The organism is Vibrio sp. NH-UV-68, assembly GCF_042940635.1.
GTDB classification, from domain to species: Bacteria; Pseudomonadota; Gammaproteobacteria; order Enterobacterales; family Vibrionaceae; genus Vibrio; species Vibrio pacinii.
On sequence record NZ_CP134976.1, the window covers coordinates 1,139,078 to 1,157,923 of the forward strand.

An 18,846-nucleotide genomic window follows, 5' to 3' on the forward strand; every position below is an offset into this window, starting at 1 on the left:
TATTTCGTTGCATTACGCAATAATTTTTTTGGTTTCTTCCAACACCTTGCGAGACTCTGGTGTTAGCGTACCCTCATTGTCTATGATAGGAGCTTCCAGCAAGTTCTTTAAAACTTTTGCAGTAGACGCTGCGATCATTACACCCTTACGATCTTCTTCGGAGTACGTACTATAGTTTGTATTTGATTCTACCAACTCGTTTAATGATTGGAGTAATGGCTGGAATCTAAGTTCTAAGCTACGTAAAACTTTGGTAATTTCTTCAAACCTCAAGCGTATGCCACTTGCCGCAACCCTCGCCTCTTTCATCTGCTCTGATGCCAACTCAGCCTTATCAAGATTGCCATATGCATCTTCTTTAGCAGCCTCCGCTTTTGAAGCCATCATCATTCCGCCAACAGCGAGTACAGGCCCTGCGACAACACCACCTAAAACCATCATGCCACCTGCCATACCGTATCCCCCCGCAGCGAGTGAGCCGCCCCCTAACCACGCTAGGGTAGCGTTAGTCGCTGCTGCACCACTTAATGTGCCTATGGCAGTACCTGTTGAAGCCGTTCCTAAAACACCGACGCCACCGTAAGCAGCTAAGCCAGCAAGTCCACCACTACCAAGAGCCGTGATTCCACCTGAAAGAACACCTTTTATCTCTAAGACGCTAGTTTTCATTCGAGCAAGCTCTCCAGCACTCATCGCTGGTAAATTTGTCGCATCATCTAGGCTATTGTCCTCAAAGGAAACATTTTTTATTTTTGAAAAAACATCAACAAACGGAATGATCGACTCATTGTAAATTTTGTATTTTGCTTTACCTAAGTTTTCCATCGCTTTTTGAGTTAACTCGCGCTCCTCTTCTAGCTCGGATTTTGCCTCGTCAAACATAATCTGCGCACGTCTATTGATCCTTTTTGCTGTGTCAAAGTCATCTTTTGCATCGATACCTTTTTTCACACCATATCCACCCGCTACAATAGCCGCACCTGCTAATATAAATGGTAAAGGCATCGTTATATCTCCATGAATAAGTTGGCTTCTTTAACCAGAATCATTTGACGTTTAACCCAGCTTTCCATGTCAGTGAGCAGACTAGGCGAAATATTGAGAACTTCTGCTAAGTGCCCAATAACAGCCTTCTCACTGTCTTGATAAGTTTCATCTGCATAAGCAACACCAATGAGTTCCAGCATAAACGCCACTTTTTGATGCTGAAGCTCAAATAAACTTCCTAGTTCGTCTAATTCGGGTTTACTATCGAAATTCACGTTGACATCACACTGAGAGCGAATCGTTTCCAACATAAGCTCTTCTTTTTCGTCGATATGTCCATCGACAGAGATAATTTTCTTTGCAAAAGCAATCAATGTTGCCTGTTGTTCATTGTTTAAATGCTGAATAAACATATTTGTCCTTTCTTAAAATGCGATTTAGCAGGGGAATTGAGAACTTTTAACTAACGCTGTAGGTTATCTATTGCTCTCATAAGAGTTCTTGCTTGAGAACTGTCATCTAAACTAACCTTTTCACGTAAACGAATTAGTTGTCTTTTTGCATCTACATCTTGGCTAAACAAGCTATGGTCTTGAAGAGCTGCAATAGCTAATGCTCGCTTCAAGGAGTTTTGCGACTCTTGCTTGTTGTTTTGATGGTAATAATCTAATACACGGTCGCGCGGAGCTTTAGAAATCTTTCCCCAATGTTCCAATGTGCTTTTAGTTGCAGCATCGCCAGCAGCTTTTACGGCCGCTTTGCCTGCACTTACCAATGAATCAAAAAAGCCCATCTTTCTCTCCTTAAGTTAATGTTTCATATTCGTGGTCAGTAATACCTACATCCCATATCAAGTTACCAAACCCATTAAGCCACCTATCCAATTGCTTTGACTTTATGACAGTCGCTGTCACAACAAAATAGTCTGGATGTTCTTCGAGCGTTTGGTCACTCGATAATGGCGTTTCTTTTAGATAAAAACCTGTTTGTTTAGCGATGCAAAATCGAATCGAACACTTGTCACCTTCACCAAAGCCAAAGCGCCCATCCGTATAATATTGACTGAGCTTAAACTCTTTTGGTCTCTCAAACTCAAATGTTGAGACTGTGGCTTTCTTAATGCGGTGGATAGCAATCGTTCGTTCGTTGTCATACCCATCAAAACGGCAAACTAGATATAAACGCTGACCTTGCTGCGCTAATCCGAGCGGCATCACCATTGATGATTTTTGTGTTTGGCTTGCGTTTACGTAGTTAATGGTGAGATAACGATTGTGATACAGAGCATCACTTACTTTCCTGAAAACCAAACTGTCTATTTTCGGCGGTAACAGTGGCAATGTCTCACTAACCACCGCTACCTTTTTAAGCCATTCACGATCTTTGGTACTTCCAGAGGTCGGATTCAATTGGTATTTCGCTTCTTGAAAAAAACCATCCAATGAAGAAGTAAGGTTTGCAGGTAATAAGTACTTAAGATGCTCTTGAGCTAAACTGAGTAGCAAGGCATCAACGGACGATAATTTTGGTAAAGATAAACTCTCGGAACCCTTGTTCCAGCGATAACCATAAGGCTTTGTTCGATCATCTCGCAAAATATCAAAATGATCACAAAGCATTTCAAGGCTTCTTTGTACAGACCTAAGATCTCGAAGAATCCCAACTTCTTCTAACTGGCAGTGTAGTTCACGTGCCGTCACCTGATGTGATCTGGGTATGCGCTTTAGCAATTCAAACGCGATAACTAGAGATTCGTTAGTGCTCGATCGTTTAGCCATACTTGTTTTTGCCCAACTGCTCAAAATTAATTGCTTATTTAAAACACAACAAAGGTTTTAGAAATACATTATTGCCGTGTCATTCTTTTTAATGAATTACTTATACATCAATATGCAACTTATGGGTAAGCGCTAAGTAACACACATATCTAATAAGTTCACTATAACGTGCGATTAGTCAAATTGTGTCGCACCAAATCGTTTACAAAACAACCACCTTGAGTAACAGAGCAAATTCAACGCACAGCAAATCTCTTGTTCTATGTGACACATAATGTCGTACTTGGGTTTAAGATCACCTCTATTAAGGACACTTTTAACATCGGAGTGCACAATGTCTGTTAACACGTATGATAAAAATCTCTCTGCTGAAACCGCTGATATCAGCCCAATTACTAAGGTGACATGGCAGGATCTCATCAACCAGATACGTTTCTTAGAAGATGAGAATAAGAGCCTCAGAGAAAAGGTGTACTCCTTAGAAACTCAGGTTCGAATAGACAGCCTAACTAAAGTTGAAACTCGTGAATATGGGATGTCATACCTAGAAATGTCTTTAAAAAATGAACAATTGAACTCACTAGGGCTGGTCTTCATAGATGTCGATCATCTTAAAATAATCAACGATACAGAAGGACATGTGGTTGGGGATGATGTTTTGTCTTATGTGGGTAGTGCACTAAAAAGATTCAAGAAACCTTACGAATCTATCTCACGATATGGCGGCGACGAGTTCCTTGCAATATTGCCAAATGTATCACGTCAAGAATTAGATGATTGGTGTACACGAGTTCACGAAACCCTAGAACGACAACAGAGGACATATACACGCCCATCGCCTCCCATTACAGTCTCTACTGGATGTCATGTATACAACATGAAAGGGCCAGAGAAACTTACATCGAAACAACTACTCAACCTAGTGGACCTAGATATGTATCAAAAGAAAAATCTTCGTTTTCGTTAACGAACCACACAAAAACCAGGAACTCTTTAGGTAAACGTTGAATGTGGACCAGGAAGCAAACATTGGCAATGCACTGCGAGAGCTGTGCTGATTGGAAGTGGCTTTAGACCCTATGACTGCCCCTAGTTAAAAGTCGAGATACGCAACGCTCAATGTGAACAACGGAGAGTTCAGCGCAATCAAGTGGCAGGAATTTTTCTTAGAACTAACTTGCTATACCGATATCAATTGTTCGTTATAAGCAAAAAGCATTGACTACTTGTTTTAAAAATTAAAGGATTTGTAGAAGTTGTGCTTCCAGCTCCTTGCCCATTAGGATCTCAAAAGAGGTATACATTGCAGTAAGATGCACTTCGTTTCCACATATCTCAATACGAGAAAAACCTTTAGATGTAAGTTTCTCAATAGAAACCTCAAGCTCTTCGACACTGCGACCTGTTATCTCAGATAACTTCCCTACACTATTTGGCCTCTCATAAGCCATCATATTCAAGAGCTTAATATTATCGTTAGTTAAAACCTGTGACAGCTCTGTTAAAGATGCAAACCAGAATTGAGGCATATATTCCACATGGTTTAATTTACCAGCTGCAACATCCAATATATACTTGCGAACGAGTTCTTCCGAGGCGATTCCGATTCTAGCTTTCATAATTTATCCATGTTAACAAAAATAAAATAACTTCCTTTAACTGAGAGGAAAAACAGTGATAATTATGATAAATTACAGTAGATTTATCAAACCTCAATATCAAATTTCTTTAAACCACGCTCTCATCATTCGCTACTTTGATGAAGCGCAATAATCTTAAGAACATCAGCAGTAATATTAATTACTTTAATGCCTGATGGTATATCCATCTTATCTTGATATTGTACCCAAACCTCTCCTTCTTTAGATATGCGGATCATTGCAAATGTTTCGTTAAGAAAGGACTTATTGACGCCAAGTTGTTCATGAATATCATCCATTATAATCATCCCTATTAAATATTGATATAAGAGTATGATTTAATACTAATCCATCATTTTGTGAAAAACAATCCTATTCATCCACTAGATTCCAAAATGTACATTCGCATAAAATGTAAAAAGCCAGATCTTTGATCTGGCAGATATCAATGAGGTTTATTAAAGACTGGAACACAAAGACTCTAATACCTTTCTTTCAGTGCTTAACTTTTTAACTCTATTACCAGTCTCAAAACTGTCTATTTTACTCATGTGTTTAACAAAACGATCAGCATTTGCTTTACTTGAAATTTTGAAGTTAGATAAATGATTGTAAGTCTTAATTTTATCAGTTAATTTTTTATCATAGAAAAGCATATTCTGAAAAAGAATATCAGGCATAACGTATGCGTCTAATACTTGTTTAATTCTGTACATTGACTGATACAGATCTTGTGCTTCTACAGCAGTCAAAATACCATCTAAAGCAAGCTTTTCAACAATATCTGCTACGTCATGTACTGGCTTTGATATCTTTGCCGCCTCTTTCTTAATTCCCGCTCTGTCAATCTCGAAGTAACCACGGCATTCATTCACTTTTGCTTTTTGATATATTCCGTAATAGTATTTATGCTTAGCTAAAAATTTCTCATATGCACCTCGAGTAATCTCGAACTCCCCCGACTTCACACATTCAGAAGCATTGTTAGTTACAAATTCTTCAAATGTATACTTGGGGTACTCATCAATACGTTTTTGAGCAACATTAATCACCATTGTCATTGGAGATTTATTTCTAGAATCTTCATTATTTATCTTTATATTTAATCGAAGATAAAGAGTCATACCTTTTCTATGTCGGTACGGCGTATAATACATACCATCATTATTTTTGTTATATCTTTCTTTATCTACTGCTACATTAATTGCATCTGCGTTATTGGACATAATTAAAACCTTATCATTTATTTTTATCTTTAATTATAAATTACCAGTTAATTAATAATAAGTAAACTAAATAATAATTAACAAAGAAATCATCATAAACAACTGAACGTTAAATACAATTAACTAGATTCAACAATAAAAATATTATTTCGGAGATGAAAATTTAAAAATAATTTACCAGCTATTACTTACAAATAACCGATTTGATTTTTAAAATTAATGACTAGATCATTATCTATAGATACTAATACGTCTATATTGAATGACCACGATAATTAATATCAAACGAACATCTACTTATAAAAATCCTCGAAAGGTAGATTTTCAATGACTCACGTATCAAATAATTAATTATGAATATTTACTGAATCAGGTCCATCGCATTATCTTTGTCCTTAACTTTGTATTCAAACAATTCTTCAGTACTAAATATTTCAGCATCTTTTTGTGACTCAAAATCTTTAAGTTCCTTTAAAGAGATAACTTTTATATTGAAATCGTTAATGAATGTTTGCATAGCTAACTTGTGTTGAATCTCATTATGGTTCTCTCTAATAGAAAAGAACAACTCAATGAACAACTGTCGAAGAACATCAGAGAATGTGTTGCTAAGCTGTACTAAATTGATCTGCATAGCGATAGCACAAGACATTTTATTGCTGCTTTGTATAAATCTTCTAGAGCGCAAATGGAATCGATCATTTTGTAAAATGGCTCGCAGTTTATTAAAGTAAATTTTGTTAGCTGTAAACAAAACAAGTAGCCAACCGTTATCATCAGACTGACGCTTTACGTAAGTTGTATGCGCTTCTCGTTTCTGCCTTTGCGATAGCAAAGCTAACTTATTCATTTCTTCTTGAAAACGCTCAAAATTGAGCGAATCAGCCGATAGAATTTCATTTTGAATTAACTTTCCCAATGTAAACTTACGATTACTGCCAAGCTGAGATGCACTAAAACGATTGTCACTCAAATTAAAGACGAGACCAGATACCAGCCCGTCCTTTTCTCGTACTTCGACTGTGAGTTCTGGATGTTGTTTTTCTACGGCTGAGACAAATTGCGCTAGCGTTGAGCGTTGGTTAAGACGGTTAATCGCTCTCGTGACTAATCTAGCAACTTGCGCCTTTTTAGTTTTAACTCTTGCATCATTGATGGTTGCGCGATCGTCATAGCCTTTATCTTTACTCGAAACTAACTGTCGCAGGCCAAACTCGATTTCAAGTTCTCGCATTACTTCTTGCGCACGATAATAGCTATAGCTATCAGAGACTTTCTTTCTGGTTATCATATCTATTGTGCTAGTCACGATATGTACATGTTCTTCGTCGGTATCATTATGCTTGAAAGATATATAGCGACAATTGTCGTATCCGAGGTAACCCATAAGCTTACTAACTGTCTTTTGCCATTGAGTGTTACTCAAATTTTCGTTCGTATCTAAAGAAACTATCATGTGCTTGAACTGTTGCTTTACAGCGGGATTTAGAGCTATTGATTGCTGCATTTCCACAATGGCCTCTGACAAGTCTAATATCTCCCCTGGTGCAGTTCTGGCTTCATGAGGAATGTGGATGATGTTGTTGGCGTATATGAACTCTGTTATTGCAGCACACTCTTTGCTAGCACCAGCGGAATAGTTAATTAGGTTTTTAGCAACACGCTCATCGTTACCTTTTATATAATCGACAAGTATATGTACAGTCTTCTTATTGTGCTTTTTTTGTTTTTGTTCAGGTTCTTCATATATCATAATTTGTTCTCTTTTTTTCTTGTATCAACTTTTCTAATTTTTCGATTGAAATATGCTCCTTTGCTATTTCATACGCAGTATCTTCAGTAAAGCAATTTATTAACAAGAGCCTGGTTTCTTGAAATTCTCGTTTTAATACTTCAAATGCTTGGAAAACGAGTTCTACCTCTTGTCTATCAAGCTGCTTTCCATTTTCTAGGTGTGAAGCGATAGAGCTAATATCTTTAAAAATACCCGATGTTTTATGGAAAAAGTTTTTTGAAGCTTCAAGTACAACTGGTTTAACCACCATCGTCCTATTTAATATAGCTCTCATATAAGCAGATAAAGTGCCATACCCTGATTTCTTCTTATTATCTATTTGTGTTTTATATTCCATTTCTGTAAAGTTTATTTTCACTGATTTAGACAACTTGTCTTCATCAGACTTTCTTTGTTTAATTTTATCTTTCTTTGCAGACTGTAGTGCTTTTTCTATTTTCAAAAGTTCATTTTTATCTACAGAATGGAATATGTCTATGTAATCACTCATGGCTTATGTTCCTTATTTTAATTGTTATATGTCAACTTTTTTGAGCGAAGCGATAATGGCTTAATATAGCGCTAACTTCGAAGAGTGTTAGTGCAACCGAACGAATTGTGAGGAAATCGTCTGATGAGGATATTTGGGACAAATAGAACTCTCAGACATAGCTTGCTTCAAAATTAGATAATTATATTATCAATTTAAACGATAAGATTTTCAACATTTATTTTCACACAAATAAAAGTATAGTTAACATTTAAAATAAATTTATAAATAATATATTCAATAAACAATAAATAACACCATAAAATTCAACATTATAAAAACAACATCTTAATTAAAAATTTTTATTTCCTTATCATGTAAGTAGATTTAATAGCTAATTACTTAAATATTAAGTAATCTTAGTGTGATTTATTTTTGTAGTGTAAGTAGCCTGACATCAAGACTAATTAAAAATAAAATAGACTTTACTTACTAAAAATGAATATCTAATTAAGAAAGAATAGGTATAGTTCTATTCTTCATTGTAATATAATTAATAGTATTATTTACGTTAACTATAAATTTTATAAAAAAATTATGCATATATATCTAAGATTTGTATACTTGAAGTTATCTTTAGAGCGAAACCGAACCTCCTATGTAGAACTCTAACTTAACTCAACAGCTTCCGTTCAAGGCGTTGAGGAGTGATCATCTATCCCAAACGTTAAGTGAGATTTCTTCTCTAGCGGTCATAAATCTATATAAAAATTAGAGCAGTAGAAATACTGCTCATTTATTATGAGTAAAACAATGATACGACTGGTTCAATCGTATAACAGTCTTGTATCTTGTACATATTCGAATGCTCCTACGATCCTGATACAGTGGGTAGATTAAATCTAAGTAACCCCTTACCTTCTGATTTACCAGCTTTTTCTTCTATTCCAACTAAACCACTTTTTGAATAAGATTCAATGATATGATCTATGTCACGGCTACTATCATCATATCCACACTTTATCGAAAAGTTGTTTAAAGAACCTATAATTATTTCCATTCTCTCCTTTGTGAAGTAAACTGTTATACGATTATCTTTCAAAAACTGATTGAATAAAACTCTATCCTTTTCTTCCGAAAAATCAATATCAAGGTTAGAAAGTTTTCCTGTGATACGTGATTTACTAGCTTTAATTTCATTTTCAATTTTTTCTCTTTCCATTCTTTTAATATTATATTGATTCTCCCATTCTTCATCATCAGAATATTGTGTCATATATTCACGTATCTTTGACATATTCTTATCGATCGCATTAATTTTCTCCTCTAAATGAGAAATGTCTACACTTTGATCAATGTCAAATTTTAAAGACTTAAGCACATTATAAATTTTATTTTGAGCCAAATAATAATTTATATTTTCAGAGTCACATTTAGTGCTTTTTCTTTTTCTGTTACACTTTAAATACATACCTTTAGTTGGATTCTTAACTTTCCTACTAGAGAATGCCATTATATAGCCACATTTAGCTAAACTACCACAACCGTTCTCATTTTCCTTCCGTATTAAGCAACCACATTTACCAACACCAACAAAGACATTACGAAAAATTTCACCAACTCCACCTGTATTTTCCCGAGTTCTTTTTTGAACTGCATAGAATGTTCTATCATCAATAATTCTAGGATAGTAATCCTTACCATTTAACTTTCCAATTACATTCGTATTTCTGATGTATGCATTAATAGATGATTCATTAAGAGGACTATTTTTTGTTGTTTTTATTAGATTTCCATTTTCATCAAAACTGTATCTGTAGATATCCAAGTCACCGAGACTCTTAATAATTTTTTGAGGCCCGTAATTGAAGTTAAGTTTTAAATCAAATATTTTCCTAATAATTTCCGCGTTCTCTTCAATTATTGTATAAGATTTTAAATCTAAGTTTCTAGCTAACCAGAAAGGTGGTTTCGCTATAGATTTCCTTCCTGAATCTTCAAGCAATTTTCTACTGGCTTTTATTCTTGCACTTTTTTGACTAGATTCTTGGTATGCTAAGTACATTCCAATTTCAAGTAGTATTCTTCCTGTTACACTAGATACAGATTCCATATTTTCTTCAAAAACAAGATTCCATTTCGTGATAGCAATTTTTACACCAGCATCGAGAACCCGTTGAAATTGACTTCTGACAAAGTCAACATTAGCTCGACTAAATCTATCTATTAGCTCAATAACAATAAGGTCGCCTTTCTCGATCTTTCCATTTTCAATATCATTAATCAAAGCACCCAGTTCACCTCTTTTAAAGTTCGCGGCTGTGTAAGCGCTCTTACCACGATCTTCATAAATTAATCCCTTTGAGTATGCCGATTTCCCTTCACTTAAAAGGCGCTTGTTGTAATCAGAAATCCAATGCTCACAAGCCTGTTCTTGTCTTTGTATACCCTGTCCTTCCTCAGCCTGAATTTGCTTACTAACACGTTGATATAGATGATACTTATTCACTTTTTCTTACACATTCCTGACAATTATAAAATGTAGTATAACATGTAGTTGTCTTTCGCGAATTGCGGATTGCCCTATCACATAGGTGGCGACATTCAAGATCGCAGTAAATTATTGCTGCAAACACCAGAGAGCTTTTTGGCACGCTTTAACGTCGATGTGCGTGTCATGAACGAAGTGGTTAGCATTGATCGTCACAACAAATCGGTAACCATTAAAAACCTCCTTGATGGCAGTGAATACACTGAAAGCTATGATTTTTTGCTTCTTAGTCCAGGTGCAGGTCCTATCGTGCCACCAATCCCTGGCTTAGATAATCCGCTGACACACTCGCTGCGTAACATTCCTGATATGGATCGCATCATCCAAACGATTCAAATCAATAAACCTGAGCATGCGACGGTTGTCGGCGGTGGTTTTATCGGTTTGGAGATGATGGAAGCTTTTCACCAGCTTGGGATTAAAACCACGCTATTAGAAATGGCTGATCAAGTAATGACACCTGTCGACCGCGAAATGGCAGGCTTTGCACACGCCGAGATTAAAGCAAAAGGCATTGATTTACGTCTATCTACTGCACTGAAGTTGGTTGAATTCAAACCAACAACATCAATTGCAAGTATGGATTCAGGGCAAGAAGATCAACAACATATCAACGGTGAGTTAGAGTTGACACTAAGCAGTGGTGATACATTAACCACTGATATCCTTATTATGGCCATTGGTGTCCGTCCTGAAACTAAACTCGCTAAAGAGGCTGGGTTACAAATCGGCGAACTCGGCGGTATTTGGACTAACGACTCGATGCAAACCAGCGACGCTTCAATTTATGCCGTCGGAGATGCAATTGAAGAAAAAGACTTTGTAACCAATAAGCAAACCCTTGTCCCGCTGGCTGGTCCTGCCAACCGTCAGGGTCGAATGGCCGCAGATAATATGTTTGGTCGCAACGAAAGCTATCAAGGAACGCAAGGCACCGCCATTTGTAAAATCTTCGATATCGCTGTTGCCTCGACAGGTAAGAACGAGAAACAACTCAAGCGTGATGGTGTTGAATTCGAAAAAGTCTACGTCCACACAGCCAGTCATGCAAGCTACTACCCTGGCGCAGAGATCGTATCATTGAAAATGCTGTTCGACCCAAAAACAGGTAAGATTTTAGGGGCACAAGCAGTCGGTAAAGATGGTATCGATAAACGCATCGACGTGATGGCAGTGGCTCAACGAGCGGGCATGACAGTCGAGCAGCTTCAGCACTTAGAGCTCACTTACTCGCCGCCATATGGTAGTGCGAAGGATGTGATCAACCAAGCGGCGTTTGTTGCGAATAACATCATCAAAGGTGACGCTACGCCAATTCATTTTGATGAAATGGATTCACTCACTGACGAGCAAGTACTGCTCGATGTACGTAACCCAGGCGAGCTTGAAAGCGTTGGTTTCATTAAGGATGCGATTAACATTCCGGTCGACCAGTTACGTCAGCGAATGGACGAACTGCCAAAAGACAAAGAGATTATTATCTACTGCCAGGTAGGTTTACGCGGTAACGTTGCTTACCGTCAATTGGTAAACAACGGCTTTAAGGCTCGTAATTTGATTGGCGGTTATCGTACTTACAAGTTTGCGAAGATGTAGTGAGTATTCGGTAATTTGCAATAGCCAGCATAATTTGTGCTGGCTATTTTAATTGATATGACTTGTGATTGATTAACCCCAGAAAGCAATATTGCCACAACGAGGGATTTTTACTGAAGACCGCCCTTACCCACTCAATGATTCGTCTAAAAACCACTTCCGACATTGAAGTAGATAGCATCTTCATCACTACTTCTCGCGTAATCCATACCTATATGTAGACCATATCGTCGGGCAATTTGATAACGAAAGCCCACGCCGCCAGCTTGTACAGAATCACTGGTTGCATCATCATGATCATTGATCGCTTCGCCGATACCGTAAAAGGCAGAAACCTTCCAACGATGATCAATGCTGTAGGTAATTTGGCTTTGCACGGTGCTAATTTCATCACCTTGATAGCGAAAAGAAGAGACGCCACGTAACTTAACATAAGGTTTTGATGTTGGGGTCACTTGCGTATCTTTTTCTTTAAAATATTGGTAGTTACCCGCCAAACCTAAAGTCCACTTGGGCGCTAATGGAACAAAGCCTTGTCCATCAAAATTGAAATGATCGTAATTATAATCACTGCCCAACGCTTCGTCATAAATCATATAGTCAGCGCTTAATTGGAAGCCTTTGGTTGGGTAGAACATGTTATCTCGCGTATCGTAATCAACCAGTAAGCCTAACCCTGACGAAACCGCTTCATCACCAAGCGCATACTGCATTATTTTTGACACGATCTCGTTATCTGACTCGACGCTAGAAACTGCGGCAACCTGTTTAACGCCCAACATCAGTGGCGTATTCGCAACACGGAACTGCACCTGTTGCATTAAAGCGGCGACTTTAGTTTTGGTACCAAATGATAGTGTGGTATCAAAAGAGGGTAAAAATGGAGGCAGACCATCAAAAGAGAGATTTTTGTAAATATCGATATTGGCTACGCCAAGGCCACCACCACCGGTATAACGAATAGAATCACCGTTCCAAGAACGACGGTGTCCACCAAAAGCAAACCAAGTACCATTTTCAGTACCGATCGCCCCAACTAGGCTCATTGCAGCAGGAACAAGCTGTGCACCGCCATCAATCGCGGACAATGCCGCTTGCTTGCGTTGTTGCTTTTCTTCTTCCGTTTCATGAAGGAACAGCCCTACGATACCACCGCCATAACCGACCGCTGGTTCAGTGATAATAACTGGAACGGGTAAAAATCCGACTGCTTTTTCGGCCATGTACTCACCAAGGTCAAAACGCTGGTCTACAGGATCCGTAAATGAAACATCACTAGCATAGGACGCAAAAGAACTTAACACTGTAAGCATGGCGATCGATTTGATTTTCACAGTTATCTCTCTAAAAAAGAGCCGGATGATTAATCCGGCGAAATATTGCATCCCTGCGTAGGACATAAAAATGTAAAACACTTTTGCTTGAGGCAATCGCCTGCAACAGGGACATAATAGTTTCTATCTATGAAATTCTATAATCGCTTATGAAGGATCAAAACCTCCGTTTTCGCATTTGCTCAACGTAATGATAAAGTACTTTAAGAACCGATTTTTTTATATCCATTAACTGTTTCGAATGCAATGACCACAATGACACGCCAAATTTAAACCCTTCGATTAACTCTGACACTTTGAGGATTTCAATTTTATCGGTAGCATACTCAGATTCGGTTAGCATTTTTGGTAATAGCGACCAGCCCAAGTCCTCACCGACCAACTTAATCACCAGTGCAAGTTGATCGACTTCCTCATGCTCAGAGCTGAGCAACACCTTTTGCTTCATACCTTCTTCGACGAAAGAGCGCAGGATAAACTGACGTGAATTGGCCATTGCAGCGCGTGTTTTATCTGTTGGTATCTCTGAATATTTGCCATTACGTTTCACAAAGGGCACAAATTCGATATGGCCGAGAAAAGTCGAGTCAAAACTATGCATGGCTTTACTATCATGGCTATTGACGATGCCAAAATGAATATTCCCCTCTTCCATGCCCTTTATAATTTCGGCTTTACCACGAACTAAAAAATTGACACGCATAAGGGGAAAGTCTTGTGCAAGTTGGGTTCTTAAGTCGGAGAGTACCTTATGTGGAACAAAGCTAGGATATGCAATGGTAACACTCTCTAGACCGCCATAAGAGAGGCTCAAGGCAACTTTATCTAAAGTACGGGCTTGCTCGATGGTCTGCTTGGCGTAATGGTACAACAGCTCTCCATCTTCTGTCGGTACAACAGAGCGTCCAATACGTTCAAACAAGGTTACGGCGAGTTGGTCTTCGAGGTTAGTCACTACTTGACCAATGGTCGTTCTGTGCTTATTCAGCTTGACTGCTGCTTTACTAAAAGAAAGTTCATCATAGACGGCAACGAAAGCGAGGAGTTGTTCTAAGCTAAAATTCATAATATTCAATACCGAGCAAATTATGGGGCCTACAAGTAGTTTAGCGTAAATTCTTCACCGCTAATAATCAATACGTTAGCGCGGAATCGTTACCAATACTAGTAGCAGGTGACCGATAAAAACAAACCCGCTGTCAATAAGCGGGTTTGTTTACTAAATTTACTTGCGATCAATGTTACTTGTATTCAATGACTCTCGCAACGTAGCGGAATGAACCTGAATCACCAAAGTAATCCTTATAAAGGTCTACTGAAAAGAAGGCTGGTTTATCTTGATCAATACGATTTGCAATTTCATCACTGAGTTTATCTAAGTTATTGTTCAGTGAGTATATATGGAATTTGTCGATTTTCTCTAACCCCAATTCCTTAGCTTTATGTCGACTGATATAAGTTTCTGCGTATACATCGATAACATAACCACTGTAAGTCACTTCTTCATAACTCGCATCGAAATCGACTTGGATAAAACCTTGTTCAGCGATGGGTGTTTGCAGCGTAGCCATCTCAGCGTCTAGCTGTGAACGATCTTGTTTAAGCGTACCTGCCACCACTGTGGTAGAAAGAATCGATAATAAAGAGAGCGTAATTATTGTTTTTTTCATGATTTGACCTTTTAAAATGGGACTTCTTGCGTCCAAGGCGTTGAACCTTGAGCTTTGTTGTAACCGTAGTGATATAGCGAATTCATATAGTTTTGATCGAACATCTGTTTGGTCGTTTTTGTAGCTGATGCATCATCAGCGATGTAAGTAAACTGGAGATCGAAATCTTGTATTTCGCTGTAATACATCATGCGATACAAATCACCTCGACTTTGTAAGGTAGTCATTGACTTAAGAGTACGGCTAAGTAAGTTGACGCCTTTATCTTCAACAGTCTCATACGGCATTTTGAACACGCCATTTCTAACTACATGAACCTGAGGCTTTTTCTTGAGGCCTAATGCTTGGTTAATTTTCTTAAAGTCGATATCTGCAGCTTGAAGGAACATTTGAGCCGATAGACCTCCGTCCACATGCAATTCTTCTAAGTTTTGGCCTTTGTAATTGACACCAATAAACTGCGGTGGAAATACACCAGGAATGGACGAACTCGCCGCGAGTATTTGGTGGATTAATTCAACCTTGTGTTCAGAATCGCTTGCGGCTATCTGACCTAAGTTCCAGATCACTAATTCGTCAGAGTCAAATTGCGTCGTTCCAATCAAGATACGTCGCCCCTTCTTATGCTCGATGGCAATCTTCTCGATTAGCTCCTCGTCATACACTTTTGCGATATATGACATAAAGCTGTCACCTTTGGAAAAAGCATCTTTAAAAATGGCATTTAAAAAGTTTTTCTTGCCGAGCAACATTTTGTCATCCAATCCCAAAATAGTATTTTTCAATTTAGGAATTTCTTCACCACCGACAAAGACAAATGGTGCCATCAGTGCCCCGGCACTAATACCGGTTACGATTGAGTAGTCATCCAATTTATCTTGCTCATACAAACCATTTATGAAACCCACACCAAAGGCACCATTGGCACCGCCTCCTGAAAGAACCATCACATTTAATTGATCGCCAGTAACACGGATTGGTGTAGTTTGTGTCTCTTCTGAATAAAGGTATTGAGTACCATCGCCCAGCCAAGTTCTCATTGGTTCTGCGGTCGGGTTATGCGCTTCAATTGGCAGTGATACTTGGCGGTAGTTGTCTTCCGTCACCCGCGTTTCAATTTGGTGAGCAGTTGAAGTACAACCCGCAAGTACTGCAACAATAGAAAAAGTCGTCAAAATCGTCTGAATTTTTTTCATTGTGTCTTCTTAGTTCGTCACCAAAATGAGGTGAGTTGGTTACTGTATGCGCTTATTTTAAGCTGTAGTTGGCACAGACATAACTCACATATGTAGGGTTTCACCCTTCAATCATTATCCAAACCAATAACTTTCACTCGCTATGATTATTCAGGTAAAGGTAATGTCTTGATGGCGCTGTGCAGCGCTTATATAAGGCGGTCGTCATGTTGATGAGTTACTAAAGCTGCGCCAAAAAGGTGAACAACAAGCAAAGGCGGTACTAAAAAATCGTCAACACAACAATATCAAGATCGTTGGTTTTCTACTGGTTATATCATTTCCGCTGATATTGAATTGTATTGAGTAATGATGGGGCCGCTAGGCGACTTTCTTAGGCTCAAAGTCATGTGTAGGTTCTACAAATTCCCCCTGACCAAGTACGGTTTGCAGTTCCCACTCATCGCAATCTTGAGTAATTTCTAATACACCGTAAACCGCATTATTGGTATGACGGAAAGCAGGTACTGGAGACATGCCTTTCACCAAACAAGCGGTAAATACCGAAGTGATTAAATCACCAACGCCAACGGGTGCTTTGTCAAATTCAAGTTCAGGACGTTGAACAAGATAACAGGCTTTTGGCGTAGCAAGTAGAGCACTGAAAACACCTTCAGCCAATGAGTGTAGATGCTTGACTAGAATCAGTTTTGGCCCCATTTCAATTGCCTGCTTGCAGGCGGTTATAACATCATAAATAGAGGTTATTTTTACACCTGTCAGCGCGCCAAGTTCGAATTGATTGGGGACAATAACATCCGCTATTGGTAACAGTTTCGTTTTGATTTCATCCGTCACGCCTTGTGGCACGATACACCCTTTGTCTGGGTCGCCCATGACAGGATCACATACATAAATCGCAGAATGATTTTTTTCTTTAACTCTAAGTACTGCATCAGCCACAGCATGACATTGCTGCGCGCTACCTAAGTAACCGGAAATAACCGCGTCACAATTACCTAGCTGGCCAATATTATCCAAACCATTTATTAAGGTATAAATATCATCAGCCGAAAAACGTTGCCCGTTCCACCCTTGCTGATACTGAGTATGATTTGAATATTGCACCGTATGTATTGGCCAAGCCTCTAGGCCCATTCTTTGAATAGGAAATACAGCTGAACTATTCCCTGCATGCCCATAAACGACATGACTTTGAATCGAAAGTATACCTTTCATAATTTTGCTCAAATAATAATATTAACCTCAGCAATCATATCGGACTTTTTTTTTGTTAAGTACTCGCTAATGTAGGATAGCGTCATCATTAGCCGTTTAACTGGTATTTTTCTACTGTTCATCGCTGTGCAATTAAACCAAATTAAAATGTAAAGTGACGTCCACCCCATAAAAGAGTGACTATGATCACATGACATGACAAATTAACAGCAACTATATATAGCGATTTAAAAAATATGCCATTAAGTGACTATAATGGTGTCGGTGCAGATGATTTGAACACAACTAATATGTGCATGTAATCGTTTGCGGGAATTAGCAGTGGAAAGGAACAAATCATGAAAAAATCACACATCGCCATGGCTGTAGTCGTTGCTTTGACTTCTGGTGCAGCTTCAGCGGCGACCATATATAAATCAGATGACTCGGTTTTGAACTTTGGAGGTCGTGCTGAAGTTCGTGGAAATTTCTCCGATGCCAACAAAACCAATTCAAATAGCAGTACATACGATGATAAATCTCGTGTAAGGATTAGCGTCGATGGTACCCAAGCATTAAACGATGACGTCGCATTTTTTGGTAAATACGAATTAGAACTCACAGAGGCAGAAAACAACAGCTCAGATGACGTTGGTGTCAATACCCGATTCTTATACGCGGGTGTCGAAACGAACCACGGTAACGTCTACTATGGTCACCAGAATAACGCCGTTACATATCTAACAGACTGGACCGATATGGCAGAGACATTCAGTGGTTATATCAATGAATATACCATTGCCAGTGCTGACCGCGCTAAAAATGTACTTCGCTATGAATTGACCAGCGACAACGGAATCACTTTCCAAATTGATGGCAATTTTAACTCAGAAAGCGAAGCTGAAAAGAGCGACGGGTTTGGCGCAGTCATCGCTGGTGAACTACCAGCAGGCGTCGAGATCGGTGTCGGCTATGCTGTGAGTGACGAAACTTATGGCAATGGTAATGACACGGACAAATCTGATTCAATTATCGCTGCGATTAAATACACCAATGATCAAGGTATTTGGCTCGCTGCTATGTATCAATTTGGTAGTATTTCAGCAGAAGGTGTTAAAGATTCTGACTATAACTCAGCCGATGCGTACCTAGGTTATTCATTCGGAGACAACACAGTAAACCTTACCTACAGCTATTATGATGCTGATAAAATTGATAGCTATGACATTAATTTTGTCGGTGTTGAATACGCACGCTACATTAAAAACGTCGCATTCTTTGGCAGTTATAAATTTAACCTGCTTGATGAAGGCGAAGGCGGCCAAGGTGACAACGATGAAAACGAGCTAATGCTGGGCATGCGTTACTCATTCTAGTTATAGAGATAACCGAAGCGAAATAAAAAAA

General features: G+C 38.5%; 17 protein-coding genes and 1 pseudogene. 3 read left to right on the top strand and 15 right to left on the bottom strand.

Annotated features, from left to right (window positions below; all coding sequences use genetic code 11):
* Positions 1–12: 12 nt before the first annotated feature.
* From ViNHUV68_RS19395 to ViNHUV68_RS19410, 4 genes are read right to left on the bottom strand one after another with little or no spacing between them, the layout of a single operon-like run.
* Entirely contained in the window at positions 13–1,005 is a 993-nt protein-coding gene (locus ViNHUV68_RS19395; RefSeq protein WP_025536137.1) for a hypothetical protein, read from the bottom strand.
* Positions 1,006–1,007: 2 nt separating this feature from the next.
* A complete protein-coding gene (locus ViNHUV68_RS19400; protein WP_208892828.1) occupies positions 1,008–1,400 on the bottom strand; it encodes a TerB family tellurite resistance protein in 393 nt (130 codons plus the stop codon).
* Positions 1,401–1,450: 50 nt separating this feature from the next.
* Positions 1,451–1,780 carry a hypothetical protein gene (locus ViNHUV68_RS19405; protein ID WP_025526526.1) on the bottom strand — a complete coding sequence of 110 codons (330 nt, stop codon included), beginning with the start codon at positions 1,778–1,780 and terminating at the stop codon, positions 1,451–1,453.
* Positions 1,781–1,790: 10 nt separating this feature from the next.
* Positions 1,791–2,765, bottom strand: coding sequence for a YafY family protein (locus tag ViNHUV68_RS19410; protein WP_208892826.1), 975 nt, complete (start codon positions 2,763–2,765; stop codon positions 1,791–1,793).
* Positions 2,766–3,099: 334 nt separating this feature from the next.
* On the opposite strand from ViNHUV68_RS19410, the gene ViNHUV68_RS19415 reads away from it, so the two are divergent.
* Positions 3,100–3,732, top strand: coding sequence for a diguanylate cyclase domain-containing protein (locus ViNHUV68_RS19415; protein ID WP_391090783.1), 633 nt, complete (start codon positions 3,100–3,102; stop codon positions 3,730–3,732).
* Positions 3,733–4,003: 271 nt separating this feature from the next.
* On the opposite strand, the gene ViNHUV68_RS19420 is transcribed toward ViNHUV68_RS19415, so the two are convergent.
* From ViNHUV68_RS19420 to ViNHUV68_RS19445, 6 genes are all read right to left on the bottom strand, one after another.
* The gene (locus tag ViNHUV68_RS19420) at positions 4,004–4,384 is read right to left on the bottom strand and encodes a transcriptional regulator (RefSeq protein WP_391090785.1); all 381 of its coding nucleotides are present in this window, start codon (positions 4,382–4,384) and stop codon (positions 4,004–4,006) included.
* Positions 4,385–4,509: 125 nt separating this feature from the next.
* Positions 4,510–4,704 (bottom strand): hypothetical protein, encoded by a 195-nt coding sequence (locus tag ViNHUV68_RS19425; protein WP_391090787.1) that lies wholly within the window; start codon positions 4,702–4,704, stop codon positions 4,510–4,512.
* A 159-nt stretch (positions 4,705–4,863) separates the two neighbouring features.
* On the bottom strand, positions 4,864–5,631 hold the full coding sequence (locus ViNHUV68_RS19430; protein ID WP_005444615.1) for a hypothetical protein: 768 nt from the start codon (positions 5,629–5,631) through the stop codon (positions 4,864–4,866).
* A 361-nt stretch (positions 5,632–5,992) separates the two neighbouring features.
* The gene (locus ViNHUV68_RS19435; protein WP_391090789.1) at positions 5,993–7,384 is read right to left on the bottom strand and encodes a relaxase/mobilization nuclease domain-containing protein; all 1,392 of its coding nucleotides are present in this window, start codon (positions 7,382–7,384) and stop codon (positions 5,993–5,995) included.
* Positions 7,374–7,916 carry a chromosome partitioning protein ParA gene (locus ViNHUV68_RS19440; protein WP_137027198.1) on the bottom strand — a complete coding sequence of 181 codons (543 nt, stop codon included), beginning with the start codon at positions 7,914–7,916 and terminating at the stop codon, positions 7,374–7,376. Before ViNHUV68_RS19440 ends, ViNHUV68_RS19435 begins: the two co-directional genes overlap by 11 nt.
* Positions 7,917–8,766: 850 nt before the next feature.
* Complete coding sequence (locus tag ViNHUV68_RS19445; RefSeq protein WP_391090791.1) at positions 8,767–10,404, bottom strand: recombinase family protein; 1,638 nt, start codon at positions 10,402–10,404, stop codon at positions 8,767–8,769.
* A gap of 48 nt (positions 10,405–10,452) precedes the next feature.
* Here ViNHUV68_RS19445 and ViNHUV68_RS19450 point away from each other — a divergent pair.
* A pseudogene (locus tag ViNHUV68_RS19450) lies at positions 10,453–12,042 on the top strand (FAD-dependent oxidoreductase); the annotation flags it as partial.
* A gap of 146 nt (positions 12,043–12,188) precedes the next feature.
* On the opposite strand, the gene ViNHUV68_RS19455 reads toward ViNHUV68_RS19450, so the two are convergent.
* The 5 genes from ViNHUV68_RS19455 to pdxY all read right to left on the bottom strand — a co-directional run bounded on the left by ViNHUV68_RS19455 (position 12,189) and on the right by pdxY (position 17,460).
* Positions 12,189–13,355, bottom strand: coding sequence for a BamA/TamA family outer membrane protein (locus ViNHUV68_RS19455; RefSeq protein ID WP_051686569.1), 1,167 nt, complete (start codon positions 13,353–13,355; stop codon positions 12,189–12,191).
* Positions 13,356–13,533: 178 nt separating this feature from the next.
* The gene (locus ViNHUV68_RS19460; RefSeq protein WP_391090793.1) at positions 13,534–14,442 is read right to left on the bottom strand and encodes a LysR family transcriptional regulator; all 909 of its coding nucleotides are present in this window, start codon (positions 14,440–14,442) and stop codon (positions 13,534–13,536) included.
* Between the two features lie 175 nt (positions 14,443–14,617).
* Entirely contained in the window at positions 14,618–15,046 is a 429-nt protein-coding gene (locus ViNHUV68_RS19465) for a hypothetical protein (RefSeq protein ID WP_391090795.1), read from the bottom strand.
* Positions 15,047–15,057: 11 nt separating this feature from the next.
* Positions 15,058–16,242 (bottom strand): patatin-like phospholipase family protein, encoded by a 1,185-nt coding sequence (locus ViNHUV68_RS19470; protein WP_391090797.1) that lies wholly within the window; start codon positions 16,240–16,242, stop codon positions 15,058–15,060.
* A gap of 360 nt (positions 16,243–16,602) precedes the next feature.
* A complete protein-coding gene (gene pdxY / locus ViNHUV68_RS19475; protein WP_391090799.1) occupies positions 16,603–17,460 on the bottom strand; it encodes a pyridoxal kinase PdxY in 858 nt (285 codons plus the stop codon).
* A 338-nt stretch (positions 17,461–17,798) separates the two neighbouring features.
* Between pdxY and ViNHUV68_RS19480 the strand changes: the two genes are divergently transcribed.
* Entirely contained in the window at positions 17,799–18,815 is a 1,017-nt protein-coding gene (locus tag ViNHUV68_RS19480) for a porin (protein WP_391090801.1), read from the top strand.
* Positions 18,816–18,846 lie beyond the last annotated feature (31 nt).

Excerpts from the sequence above, each read along its gene's own strand:
- ViNHUV68_RS19395 (WP_025536137.1), bottom strand. The coding sequence starts at position 1,005 with ATGCCTTTACCATTTATATTAGCAGGTGCGGCTATTGTAGCGGGTGGA.
- ViNHUV68_RS19400 (WP_208892828.1), bottom strand. The coding sequence starts at position 1,400 with ATGTTTATTCAGCATTTAAACAATGAACAACAGGCAACATTGATTGCT.
- ViNHUV68_RS19405 (WP_025526526.1), bottom strand. The coding sequence starts at position 1,780 with ATGGGCTTTTTTGATTCATTGGTAAGTGCAGGCAAAGCGGCCGTAAAA.
- ViNHUV68_RS19410 (WP_208892826.1), bottom strand. The coding sequence starts at position 2,765 with ATGGCTAAACGATCGAGCACTAACGAATCTCTAGTTATCGCGTTTGAA.
- ViNHUV68_RS19415 (WP_391090783.1), top strand. The coding sequence starts at position 3,100 with ATGTCTGTTAACACGTATGATAAAAATCTCTCTGCTGAAACCGCTGAT.
- ViNHUV68_RS19420 (WP_391090785.1), bottom strand. The coding sequence starts at position 4,384 with ATGAAAGCTAGAATCGGAATCGCCTCGGAAGAACTCGTTCGCAAGTAT.
- ViNHUV68_RS19425 (WP_391090787.1), bottom strand. The coding sequence starts at position 4,704 with ATGGATGATATTCATGAACAACTTGGCGTCAATAAGTCCTTTCTTAAC.
- ViNHUV68_RS19430 (WP_005444615.1), bottom strand. The coding sequence starts at position 5,631 with ATGTCCAATAACGCAGATGCAATTAATGTAGCAGTAGATAAAGAAAGA.
- ViNHUV68_RS19435 (WP_391090789.1), bottom strand. The coding sequence starts at position 7,384 with ATGATATATGAAGAACCTGAACAAAAACAAAAAAAGCACAATAAGAAG.
- ViNHUV68_RS19440 (WP_137027198.1), bottom strand. The coding sequence starts at position 7,916 with ATGAGTGATTACATAGACATATTCCATTCTGTAGATAAAAATGAACTT.
- ViNHUV68_RS19455 (WP_051686569.1), bottom strand. The coding sequence starts at position 13,355 with ATGCTTACAGTGTTAAGTTCTTTTGCGTCCTATGCTAGTGATGTTTCA.
- ViNHUV68_RS19460 (WP_391090793.1), bottom strand. The coding sequence starts at position 14,442 with ATGAATTTTAGCTTAGAACAACTCCTCGCTTTCGTTGCCGTCTATGAT.
- ViNHUV68_RS19465 (WP_391090795.1), bottom strand. The coding sequence starts at position 15,046 with ATGAAAAAAACAATAATTACGCTCTCTTTATTATCGATTCTTTCTACC.
- ViNHUV68_RS19470 (WP_391090797.1), bottom strand. The coding sequence starts at position 16,242 with ATGAAAAAAATTCAGACGATTTTGACGACTTTTTCTATTGTTGCAGTA.
- pdxY (WP_391090799.1), bottom strand. The coding sequence starts at position 17,460 with ATGAAAGGTATACTTTCGATTCAAAGTCATGTCGTTTATGGGCATGCA.
- ViNHUV68_RS19480 (WP_391090801.1), top strand. The coding sequence starts at position 17,799 with ATGAAAAAATCACACATCGCCATGGCTGTAGTCGTTGCTTTGACTTCT.